The sequence below is a fragment of the Spongiimicrobium sp. 3-5 genome, assembly GCF_046557915.1.
In the GTDB taxonomy this organism is placed as follows: domain Bacteria; phylum Bacteroidota; class Bacteroidia; order Flavobacteriales; family Flavobacteriaceae; genus JBHEBG01.
This window is the reverse complement of sequence record NZ_JBHEBG010000005.1, coordinates 122,787-134,849: the sequence shown is the minus strand read 5'-3', so window position 1 is coordinate 134,849 and position 12,063 is coordinate 122,787. Positions and strand designations below refer to the sequence as shown.

At 41.8% G+C, this 12,063-nt stretch carries 9 protein-coding genes; 4 read left to right on the top strand and 5 right to left on the bottom strand.

Annotated elements, in window-relative coordinates; translation table 11 throughout:
- The 3 genes from ACEQ81_RS17055 to ACEQ81_RS17045 form a co-directional block, all read left to right on the top strand.
- Positions 1-3,087: Calx-beta domain-containing protein (locus ACEQ81_RS17055; RefSeq protein WP_411032132.1), on the top strand; the 3,087-nt coding region annotated here is incomplete at its 5' end.
- 237 nt (positions 3,088-3,324) lie between these two features.
- A complete protein-coding gene (locus ACEQ81_RS17050) occupies positions 3,325-4,233 on the top strand; it encodes a type IX secretion system membrane protein PorP/SprF (RefSeq protein WP_411032131.1) in 909 nt (302 codons plus the stop codon).
- Positions 4,234-4,244: 11 nt separating this feature from the next.
- The gene (locus tag ACEQ81_RS17045; protein ID WP_411032130.1) at positions 4,245-6,218 is read left to right on the top strand and encodes an OmpA family protein; all 1,974 of its coding nucleotides are present in this window, start codon (positions 4,245-4,247) and stop codon (positions 6,216-6,218) included.
- Positions 6,219-6,240: 22 nt separating this feature from the next.
- Here ACEQ81_RS17045 and ACEQ81_RS17040 read toward each other — a convergent pair whose 3' ends face one another.
- The 3 genes from ACEQ81_RS17040 to ACEQ81_RS17030 form a co-directional block, all read right to left on the bottom strand.
- Positions 6,241-6,879, bottom strand: coding sequence for a class I SAM-dependent methyltransferase (locus ACEQ81_RS17040; RefSeq protein ID WP_411032129.1), 639 nt, complete (start codon positions 6,877-6,879; stop codon positions 6,241-6,243).
- A 145-nt stretch (positions 6,880-7,024) separates the two neighbouring features.
- Positions 7,025-7,804: a sterol desaturase family protein gene (locus ACEQ81_RS17035; RefSeq protein WP_411032128.1), complete on the bottom strand. Its 780-nt coding sequence runs from the start codon at positions 7,802-7,804 to the stop codon at positions 7,025-7,027.
- Between the two features lie 76 nt (positions 7,805-7,880).
- A complete protein-coding gene (locus ACEQ81_RS17030; RefSeq protein WP_411032127.1) occupies positions 7,881-8,447 on the bottom strand; it encodes a Crp/Fnr family transcriptional regulator in 567 nt (188 codons plus the stop codon).
- Positions 8,448-8,689: 242 nt separating this feature from the next.
- Between ACEQ81_RS17030 and ACEQ81_RS17025 the strand changes: the two genes are divergently transcribed.
- On the top strand, positions 8,690-9,286 hold the full coding sequence (locus tag ACEQ81_RS17025; RefSeq protein WP_411032126.1) for a YhgN family NAAT transporter: 597 nt from the start codon (positions 8,690-8,692) through the stop codon (positions 9,284-9,286).
- 60 nt (positions 9,287-9,346) lie between these two features.
- Here the strand turns inward: ACEQ81_RS17025 and ACEQ81_RS17020 are convergent, their stop codons facing one another.
- A complete protein-coding gene (locus ACEQ81_RS17020) occupies positions 9,347-10,447 on the bottom strand; it encodes an acyltransferase family protein (protein WP_411032125.1) in 1,101 nt (366 codons plus the stop codon).
- Between the two features lie 81 nt (positions 10,448-10,528).
- Positions 10,529-12,061: a sulfatase gene (locus tag ACEQ81_RS17015; protein ID WP_411032124.1), complete on the bottom strand. Its 1,533-nt coding sequence runs from the start codon at positions 12,059-12,061 to the stop codon at positions 10,529-10,531.
- Between the last annotated feature and the right edge of the window lie 2 nt (positions 12,062-12,063).

Below are 12,063 nucleotides of genomic sequence, written 5' to 3'. Positions count from 1 at the left end.
ATCGGTATCAACGGCGATACGGCCACGGGCAACATCACGGACAACGACGGTGGCGCCGGCAACGGCATCTCGTTCGACTCCAATGACGTGACTGTGGACGAGGGCGCGGGCACGGCCACCTTCCGTGTACGCCTTACGGGCAATGTACAGGGGGGCTTCACGGTGGACTACGCCACCTCGGACGGCAGCGCGGCACAGCCTGGCGACTATACGGCGGCGAGCGGCCGACTGACCTTCGCGGGCACGGACGACGAGTCCCACGACATCACGGTGACGATCATCGACGACGACATCATAGAGCTTACGGAGAACTTTACGGTAACGCTATCGGACCTGTCGACGGCCCTTATCGGCATCAACGGCGATACGGCCACGGGCAACATCACGGACAACGACGGTGGCGCCGGCAACGGTATCTCGTTCGACTCCAATGACGTGACTGTGGACGAGGGCGCGGGCACGGCCACCTTCCGTGTACGCCTTACGGGCAACGTACAGGGGGGCTTCACGGTGGACTACGCCACCTCGGACGGCAGCGCGGCACAGCCTGGCGACTATACGGCGGCGAGCGGCCGACTGACCTTTGCGGGCACGGACGACGAGTCCCACGACATCACGGTGACGATCATCGACGACGACATCATAGAGCTTACGGAGAACTTCACGGTAACGCTATCGGACCTGTCGACGGCCCTTATCGGTATCAACGGCGATACGGCCACGGGCAACATCACGGACAACGACGGTGGCGCCGGCAACGGCATCTCGTTCGATTCCAATGACGTGACGGTGGACGAGGGCGCGGGCACGGCCACCTTCCGTGTACGCCTTACGGGCAACGTACAGGGGGGCTTCACGGTGGACTACGCCACCTCGGACGGCAGCGCGGCACAGCCTGGCGACTATACGGCCACTACGGGACAGCTTTCCTTCGCGGGCACGGACGACGAGTCCCACGACATCACGGTGACGATCATTGATGATGTAATTGTTGAAACTACAGAATCTTACCTTGTAAATCTGTCGAATCTTTCAACCAATGTAATTGGCATCAATGGCGACCAAGCCACCGGAAATATAACCGACAATGATAGCGAAAGCGATTTCCCCGGGGATATTACAGTAAATTGTGATGAAATTCCGATAGTACCTACCATTACACTTAACAGTACTGGATGTGCCTATTCAGAACAGTTTGAAGAAACCATCACAGGGCAAGATGACGGTTGCGATACCGAATATACAATTACAAGAACTTGGACCATCACCGACTGTGCTAGCAATGTTAGAATACATGCACAAATTATCACTGTTGAAGACAATGAGGCTCCAACCTTTGTTGAAAGCCTTCCTGGTGATACCACAGTTTCGTGTGACAACATTCCACAGGCTGTAGTCCTGACCGCTATAGATAATTGCGATAGCAATGCATCGGTGACATTTGACGAACAAATCACTGATACCGACAGTTGTGGATCCGATTATATCATAACCAGAACATGGACGGCCATGGACTGTGCAAACAATCCTACGGTACATGTACAGACCATTACTGTTGAAGATACGGAAGCACCAACCTTTGTTGAAACCCTTCCAACCGATATAACGGTTTCGTGTGATGCTGTTCCACAGGCCGCTGTCTTAACAGCTATTGACAATTGCGACAGCAATGCATCGGTAACATTTGACGAACAAATCACTGATACCGACAGTTGTGGATCCGATTATATCATAACCAGAACATGGACGGCCATGGACTGTGCAAACAATCCTACGGTACATGTACAGACCATTACTGTGGAAGATACGGAAGCACCAACCTTTGTTGAAACCCTTCCAACCGATATAACGGTTTCGTGTGATGCTGTTCCACAGGCCGCTGTCTTAACGGCTATAGACAATTGCGACAGCAATGCATCGGTAACATTTGACGAACAAATCACTGATACCGACAGTTGTGGATCGGATTATACCATAACCAGGACATGGACGGCCATGGACTGCGCAAACAATCCTACGGTTCATGTTCAGACGATTACTGTTGAAGATGTTCAAGCACCATCTTTTGTGGAGACCTTGCCACAAAACATGACGGTATTATGCAATGAAGTACCAGATGCGGTAACGTTGACGGCAATGGACAATTGCGATGCAGATGTTTCGGTAACCTTTGATGAAACCATTACCAATAATGCAAATTGTGCGCTAGGCTATACAGTTACAAGAATCTGGTCTACCGAAGACTGTGCCGGTAACGTAAATGCCCATACTCAGGTAATTACGATAGAAACTACTGGTCCTATTACCGCTAGTGGATACGATGAGGAAATTACCATTACCTGTGGGGATGAGATACCAGAAGTACCCCAGCCGATCTTTATGGGCGGTTGTGGCAACTATAATGTAGATTTCTCTGAGGATACAGTCTTCTCGGATGATACGGACGATTACATGATCATTAGAACCTGGGAAGTAACAGATTCTTGTGATAATACGGCCTCCTTTGAGCAGATCATTTTTGTAATGCAACCGCAATTGGAGGAAATTACCATCGAAATCTGTGTAGAGGACGATGCCATTGATTTAGTAAACTACTTACCAGCGGATTTTGATACCAATGGTGTGTTCGAAGTAATCAACGGTAATGTTGTTTTGCAAGGAAGTATTTTCGACCCAACCGATTTAGAGGTAGGGGAATACCTTATTTCATATGCATCTACAGAAGGTACCTGTAAATACTATGCGGACATTACGATCGTAGTAAATAGCGATTGTGTACCCTGTGGAAGAAATCAGATACAGGTTTCCAGAACCGTTACCGCCAATGGTGATGGTATAAATGATATGTTTGAAATTACCGGTGTTGAATATTGTAACTATACTTTTGACGTAATGATATTCAATAGATGGGGAGATAAAGTCTTTGAAGCGGTCAACTACGAAAATGGTTGGGGTGGATTTGCACCGAACAATTCCTTCGGTGATTCGGGTATGCTACCTGCAGGAACCTATTACTACCTTATCAATGTTAGAGGAGCAGATTTTGAGCCCGTTAACGGATATATCTATCTCGGAACCAGTAAATAAGAGTATAAAGCCCAACAACCACGTTGGGCTTTATATTTTATTATACAACGCGCTTAACAACGTACTAAAGGCACTCGTCTATAGAAAACTACAGTTCGCCGAAAGATGGTTCCCAGAACGAATTTTGAGACGTCTTTAACGTGTAAATTGCTGAATAAGAGCATGTTTTCATTGCTTTGTATATCCATAGCGACCGAATCTTAAATTAAAAAACACTTAAAACTTAACCATATAGTCATGAAAAAAATTACTTCATTCTGTTTGTTGGTTTTGGGGTTAATGACATTTCCGTCATTTTCACAACAATTGCCCCAATTTACACAGTATATGTTCAACACCATCTCGGTTAATCCAGCCTATGCCGGAAGCCGCGAAACACTTAACATGACGGCCTTGCACAGAAACCAATGGGCAGGATTGGATGGAAACCCTACCACAAGCACATTTTCGTTTCATGCTCCCATGAAAAATGAGAAGGTTGGTTTGGGTATTTCCTATATTACGGACCAATTGGGATTTGAGAATACCAACTACGTTTATGGTGATTTCTCTTATACCATTCCTGTTTCATATAATGCAAAACTATCTTTCGGCTTAAAGGCCGGTTTTACCAATTATCAATTGGAAACCCCAGATTTGAACGACCCATTTTTTCGATCTACTTTCAATAGTTGGAAGCCAAATTTTGGGGCCGGACTATACCTAAGCAGTGACAAATGGTATATGGGGGTCTCTTCACCTAGAATTTTAAACACCGATTTGAACGAAGGTGAGTTTGAAGCCCTTGAAAGAAACAGTTATTATGCCATTGGAGGACTGGTACTCGATATTTCGGCAGACATAAAGTTTAGACCAACGGTATTGAGCAAATTCACGAATGGAGCTCCGGCATCTTATGACTTTACCACAAGTTTTTTGTTTTATGACAAGTTCTGGCTTGGAGGATCCTATAGACTAAATGATGCCACTAATTTTGGAGGTTTCATGGATTATCAAATTGCCAACAATTTTAGACTGGGATACGCGTATGACTTACCCACTTCTACGATAAGACCTTATACAGGGGGTACACACGAGGTTATCCTGATCTATGAACCAAGATTTTCAACAAAGACCAAGCTTTTTAAATCACCACGATACTTTTAATCACGGAGACTATGAAGATAAACTACTTTTTCACCATACTATTGCTGTTTTCCATTAGTGTAACAACTAGTTCAACAGCGCAATCAAACCTTGGAAGTCAGGCAGACGAGTTATTTTACAAATTTGCCTATGCAAAGGCCATCCCGAAGTATGAAAAGTTGGCATTGAAGGATAATCATACCAGTCATGCATGGCAACGGTTGGCAGAATGTCATTTAATGCTACGTAACTTTGACAAAGCCATTCCTTACTTTAAACGGTTTATAAATGAAGATGACATAGAACCATCATATTATTTTAAATATGGCATGGCATTAAAAAGTGCCGGTAAGGAGAAAGAAGCGCTTCAGTGGTTTAAACGCTATAAAAAACTGGTTAAAAACGATGCATACCTTAGAAGATATCTAAAAGAAGGGAATTTTGCATCAGTACTTTTTAATAGTAGGGAGAGTTATGAGGTAGAGGAAGTAAACTTCAATACGCGGTATAGCGAATTTGGCACCTTTGTCCATAACGGAAAACTATACTTCAGTTCTAGCAGAATCAATGAAACATCTGAGGATTTATACGGGTGGAACAACGAAGCATGGTTAGATATTTATTACGTAAAAGAAGACGACCAAGATTCCAAACCTGTAAAGTTTAAAGGCGAAATCAATTCAAAATACCATGAAAGTTCCATCGTTTTTTCAACCGATCATAGGAACGACACAGTGGTTTACTTTACCAGAAACAACTATTTTGATAACAAAGAAGGTTTCTATACCAAAAAGGAGGATCGCAAAGTTGAAAGCCTAAACAATTTAAAAATATATAAGGCCGAACTTATTGATGGCGATTGGAAGGTAACCCGAAATATGCGAATGAATGCAGATCATTATTCATCGGGACATCCATCTGTCAACACCGAAAGAACCTATTTGTACTTTGCGTCAGATAGACCTGGAGGCTATGGTGGTACCGATATTTATTATGCAAAAATTCATGCACGTGGAGGTATTGGAGAACCGATAAATGCTGGTCCGGTGGTAAATACCGCAGGCAATGAAATGTTTCCACATGTAAACAATGAAGGACAATTGTTCTTTTCTTCCGACGGACATCCCGGCTTTGGACAACTCGATGTTTTTGCAACCGTATCAGATTCTACAGGGACATTTAAAGATGTCATTAACCTTGGAAAACCGCTGAACAGTGAAAAAGACGATTTTGGTTATTACGCACATGATAATGGTATAGATGGCTATGTAAGTTCTAACAGAAATGGAGGTACGGGAGGTGATGATATCTATCAATTTAGGTTCTATCCGGAGTTAAGGGTAGAGGGCAAAGTAATGGATGGTATTAATCTACAACCCCTTAAAGATGTAAAAATCACTTTAACCGATCAAAAGACAAGCGAGTTTGTTGCCGAGACCTATACTGATAAAAAGGGCTACTACAAAATTTTTATAGATAGAAAGCACAACTATATGATCGAAGCATCGAGAAAAACACACCCAAAAAAGAATGTGTATTTCGATACTTATACCACGCCCAGATCGGATAGGGTAGTGGTGCAGAACATTACTTTAGACCCCATCATGGACGTTAAGGTTCTTGCCGGACTCAATAAAATCTATTTTGATTTCAACAAACACAATATAAGGCCAGATGCTGCCAGGGAACTAGATAAGGTGGTTAAGCTTATGACCACGACCTATCCGGACATGATTATTAGATTAGAATCGCATACGGATCCGATTGGGAGCCATGGATATAATGATAGCCTTTCTGAGCGAAGGGCCAAGTCTACCTATGAATACCTAATTGCCAATGGCGTACCAGAACATCATGTTTTATCGTACACTGGGTATGGAGAAAGGAAACTTGTAAATGATTGTGATGTGCGGGATGATTGCACAGCTGAAGAGTTAGAGCTCAACAGACGTACAGAATTCCCCATTGTTCAAATAAAAGGACAGCATATTGTAAAATCAAAATAACAGAACCTTTGGCGTACACCCTTTATTTAATTGCCCTTCCCCTAATTTGTGGGATTATGGGAACAAATGGGGAGTAAGAATTGTACTTTTCTAGTTTTAAAGAGCTAAATCCGGCCAATTCCAATAGTGTTTTGGTATCCCTATTGGTATTACAACCCTCAAAAAACCAATGCCATGGCTTATGGGTAATTTTTTGAATAAAGGCCAGTATAGAATTATCTTTTGCCTTAACATGCTCAATAAACACAAAACTGCCCGAAGGTTTTAAAATCCGCTTTATTTGATCTACGCACTTTGATGGGTGCTGTACCGTGCAAAGCACCAAAGTACTAATAACAAAATCGCACGAATTGTCTGGTAGATCAATAAACTCGCCCATAAGTGTTTTTATTTCTAGCCGTATTCCGTATTTATCTGCACATTTTTTAAGATTGGCATGCATATGCACATTGGGCTCAACGGCAATTAATTTGGTGCCCCTTCTTAAATATCTTATGTTGGCCCCGGCCCCCGGACCTATTTCTACAACAGTTTCCGGATGATCCTTAAAAAGGGCTCTTTTTGATTTTCCAAAAAGATAATTCATATAACCCGAAAGAACCTTAAACATCCAGGAGTTAAGAGGCCCTAGAATTCGATTGTTTTTAAACTCCATACTCATGATTTCTAGTTTTAATTGATTTAAACGCTGCTATTTATTGATGATTTTGTGCCTGTCAACTATTAGACCCACTGTGCACTAATTTTCTTTAAGGAGGACATTTTATTGCCCAAACCCCATCCGAACCAGGTGATTGCCAGTTTTTTCATTCGCTTTTCTTTGTGGTAACATCTTTGAAGCGAAGCATTTCCAATATTCGATTGGAGGCACCGTCGTAATATCCGGTTTCATGCTCGTACGATTTAGGGTTTTTAAATGTCCCGAACATAATATCTATGATGGGCAAATCGGTGTAGTTGTACTTGTGTATTCCCCTTGCATGATGTATGCTATGGCTTTCCGGGCGTTGAATAATGTAGCCTATCCATTGGGGAGTATTGATATTGGCGTGCTGAAAAATACCCATGAAAGCGGTAATGAGAATAACAAGGGTTATTGCCTGTGGTGCCAAGCCCATAATCAAAGCAAAACTTACCGAACCTACTAGCGATAGGCCTATCATATCATTAATGCTGAACATAAAGGCACTGGGTACATCCAATCTTTCGGCACTGTGATGAATTTGATGGGACACCCTAAACAGAAAATTGGACTTATGCATACAAATGTGCCAACCATATTGCACCAACTCAAATACAAATATTCCTAGGACTACCTGTATCCAAAGACTTAAAGTGCTTAGATTCATTAACTGATAGGAAGCAAAAAATCCGTCCCATACTAGTGGTATATAGGTAGTAAGTAGCATAAATGCCAAGAAGAACGTTAAACCCCTAAGTTTCCAGAAAGGTATTTTGGGCAGTTTTCTTGCAGGGAACGCAGATTCCCAAAGGAATAACCCTCCAAAGATGGCATAAACAATTAATGAAACGGGGTCTAGTAAGATTTCTAAGGGACTTGGTAATTGAGAAATGAAATTTTCCATGATCTTTAGTTTAAAATTTTGACGGCAAAAATATGTGCCATAAAAAACTTAAACTAAAAATTGGGCTTGACCTATGTTAGGAATTCAGTTTCTTTCGGATTCTGCTGAGACTTTCGGGGTGTATGCCCAGATATTTTGCTATTTTGTTTACGGGTATTTTAGAAATATACTGTGCCTTGGTCTCAAACATTTCAATATAGCGCTCCTCCGCTGTTTTGGCCAAAAAGTCTTGTTCTCTCTTTGCTTTTCTTATATATGCCTGTTCTACTAAGATCCTACCTAATTTATTGGCATCGGGCGAGTGCCCATAGGCCTTCATCAAATCTTTGTAAGTAATCATTTCCATGGTACAGTCCGTTAGCGCCAACACTTCAACCTTGGAAGGAAGTTGAGTTAGAAAAGAAGAAAGGGAGGCTACCATTTCTTGATCAAAAAAGAAATCGATTACCTTTTCCGACATATAACTTTTAATAGTCAGTTCAACGATACCCTCGTTTATGAAATAGACAACATCCTCTACCTTCCCTGGAGAAGTTATTACTTCGCCTTTTTTAAATTTAATATTGGTTACAGGGTAGGGTAGGGCATCGTAGGAAGTAACGGACGTGTTTAAAATGAGATTATAAAATTCTAAGAACGACATCTTTTTGTAGGGATAAGCATAAAACTATATTAAGGTACACTTTTTTATATCATCAATCCTATAAAAGGTAGGATGGCAGCGAATACGTATGTTAATAATACAAAAATATGATGTTATAAATTGCTAATAAAACCGTAATCTTGTGAGGTAGATTTCTAACAGTTTTAACTAATTTAGCACGTATTGCAAATGACGCTCTCTGGCTAAACACGGGGATAACTATCCTATAAATAAAGAAAAAAATGAATGATCTTGGAGGTTCTATTTGGTCGGCAGCTGTTTTGTTGTTTTTTCTGATGGATCCGTTGGGCAATATTCCGGTATTGCTATCCGTATTGAAAGGGATAGCGCCTAAAAGACAACGGGTTATAATAATCAGGGAACTTTTAATTGCACTTGCAATTTTATTGATCTTTCTTTTCGCAGGCGAATCGCTTTTGAGCTTCCTTCATATTAAACAAGAATCCGTTACCATTGCGGGTGGTATAATCCTCTTAATTATTGGTTTACGATTAATTTTTCCCCGTTCGGAAGGCGTTATGGGAAAGCAACCTTCAGGCGAACCTTTTGTAGTACCTATTGCCATTCCCATGATAGCTGGTCCGTCTGTTCTGGCTATGCTAATGCTTATGACGAAAAACGAGCCGGAGCAGATAACCAACTGGTTTTTTGCAGTACTAACGGCCTGGGGTCTTTCCGCCATATTATTGTTAACGGCTCCTTTTATATATAAAATATTAAAGGAACGCGGGCTAGCTGCCATAGAACGTTTAATGGGCATGCTGCTGGTTATGATGGCGGTGCAAATGCTCAGCAATGGATTTAAAGTGCTGTTCTAAAAAACGCTTTAAATGAAACTACTATCTAGATTTTTTCAAAAAAAGGCCTCAAACAAACCGCTACACCTTAAAATATACCTTTTTCTTATCTAAAAAGTATGTGAGGTACCAAAACATGAACAACACGAAAAGGGCATTGATTACCATAACCATGTTTTCCGGGACACCCAAAGGCGAGAGCAATCCATGGGTAAAGATCTTCCCAAAGTCTCTAAACCATTGTACACCAACCGTTTCGGCAAAAAGATAGATGAAAATTGAATTGGTACCTACCACGGAAAAAATACGCAGCCATTTTTTATGGTTTCCTTTTATGTCTATCCACCAATAAAATAACGCTAGGGTAAGAATGGCCCATCCACCGGAAGCCAATGTAAAGGAGGAAGTGGCCAAACGCTTAATAATGGGTGTAATTTGTAATAGGTCTAGCGCATATCCCAATACCAACAGTATAATACCCCATTGTATGAAAGGTTTTATCTTATTAGCAGGTGATTTATCGGATAACAATATTTGGCCGCACAGCACCCCCCAAATCGTATGTGCCGCGGTAGGAATAAAATTGATGGTCACCCAACCGCCCCCATTTATTTTCCCCATAAAAAGCATATCTGTCCAAGAACCAAAACTCTGACCGTTATTATAAGGATCTTCAGGGTTGTACAGACGATAACAAACTTCGATCAACACCAACAATCCCAATGAAATAACAACTTGTGCCTTATGCGGTAAGTTCATTATGGCATAGGCTATGAGAATGGTAAAGGCCAACTGAACCAGTACGTTCCAAAGTTCCCATACCAAAGCATGACTATAAACGCAATGTAGCAATACCCCAAATGCAAACAGTAGAAAACACCTTTGCAGAATATGCCGCGTAGCTGCCTTTCTACTACCGGTCGCCAAGCGTTTGCGTAATGAAAAAGGCATGGCAACCCCAACTATGAACATAAAATAGGGTTGTATTAGGTCCCAAAAACGCAAGCCATGCCACGGATGATGATGCAATTGATCGGCAATTACCCCAATAACGGCATTGTCCTTACCTAGTTCTCCGAGGTTATGGTGAAATCCGGCGGCCTCGGCCACTAATAAAAACATAGTAAGTCCCCTAAAAACGTCTAGGGAGAATAGGCGATTGGATGTTGCTGTTGTTGACATAATTCAAAAGGTTTGGTTTACGCTTTTCTAAAGACGTAAGTTGTTATTTCTCATTTGATATAGTTATGCAGAAAACACTGCTTAATTTTTTAATGACTTGAGGGCCCCGGCTAAATCGGGTTTTTCCTGTTTGATGACATCGTACTCCGGATTAACACACTTGTCTCCCCAAATACCATACATAAACTTTAATCCTTCTATGGGTTCCGGATACTGCCCTTGGTCATCAGTGGTAGCTACCCAGTCCGTTAACAAGTCTCTATGCTTTTTTAACTCGGCCACAAAATTTGGATCATCTGCAAGGTTGTTAATTTCGTGGGGATCCTCCTCCAGATTGTAAAGTTCTTCGTCTGGCCGATATTGTTCCCAAAAACGCGATTGAATTTCGTCCAATTCCCCATCTTCAAAAGCCTTTCGCATCCGCTGTGTAACCTCCCAATCGTCTCTATAATTGGGTTGCATATAAGGACGATCTGTTTTAAAATTACGGATGTACTTATAGTTTTTAGTACGCACGGATCGGATTCTATCAATAGTAAAATCGCAGCGATCCCTAGCGGATATAACATAATTACGCGGTGTATGGTTTGTTGCCAGAAAATCTTGCCCTTCTGTATAAGCAGGAATATCAATATCCGCCAAACCTAGGGAAGTGGTGCCTATATCCAAGCCGTTGATAAGCTCAGAATTGACTGTTCCCGGCTTAATTTTCCCATCTTCACCAAAATAAGTTAGTATAAATGGCACCTTAATTCCGCCTTCATATAAAAATTGCTTGTGTCTCCACAATCGCATACCATGGTCAGAGAAGAAGAATACATAAGTGTTGTTCAATTGTCCGGCATCCTTCAACTTTTTAATGATGTCCCCTACCGCTTTATCGGTAAGTTCTACAGATTCTAGATAAGACGCCCATTCTTCTTGCATATAATCCGTCTGTGGATAATAGGGTGGGAGCGTAAGTGTTTTTGGATCTATCTGCCGAACAACATCGTCCTGAAAAGATGCCCTATAGATGTATTTATTACCGGCTAATTGAATTTGACCAAAATAGGGTTGTCCTTCCTGTTTAAGGCCCCAATCCAGTTCTTTGCCCACCAACCCATACATACCATTTTCTCTAAAAGCCCCGGCATAGAGACTATCCCTGTTGTAGGCAAAGTTGTAATCGTCCTTACCTTGATTAAACGTAAAATAACCGGCTTTCTTAAAGAGTTCTGGCAATGTTTTTACGTGATTTGGCAAGTTAATGGCCGAAGCATCAGATCTAGAACTATGATGGTTATGTGTACCAAGGCTGGTTTGCATGGCACCGGTAATGATCGCCGAACGTAATGGGGAGCACACAGGAGCAGGCATAATGGTGTTTGTAAAACGTACTCCTTTGCTTGCTAGGGCATCAATATTGGGAGTCTTTACATCGGTATCTCCATAGCAACCCAAATTGGGCGAAATATCTTCTACATACAACCAAAGAATGTTTGGTGGGGGTAGTGCCTCCTCTTTAGTCTCTTCTTTACAGGAAACAAAAGCCAAACAGCCTAGCAATAAAAAGCATGTAGCGTTCACTACTCTTTTTATACGCTTCATACTACTTTTATTCTTTGCTTTCATAA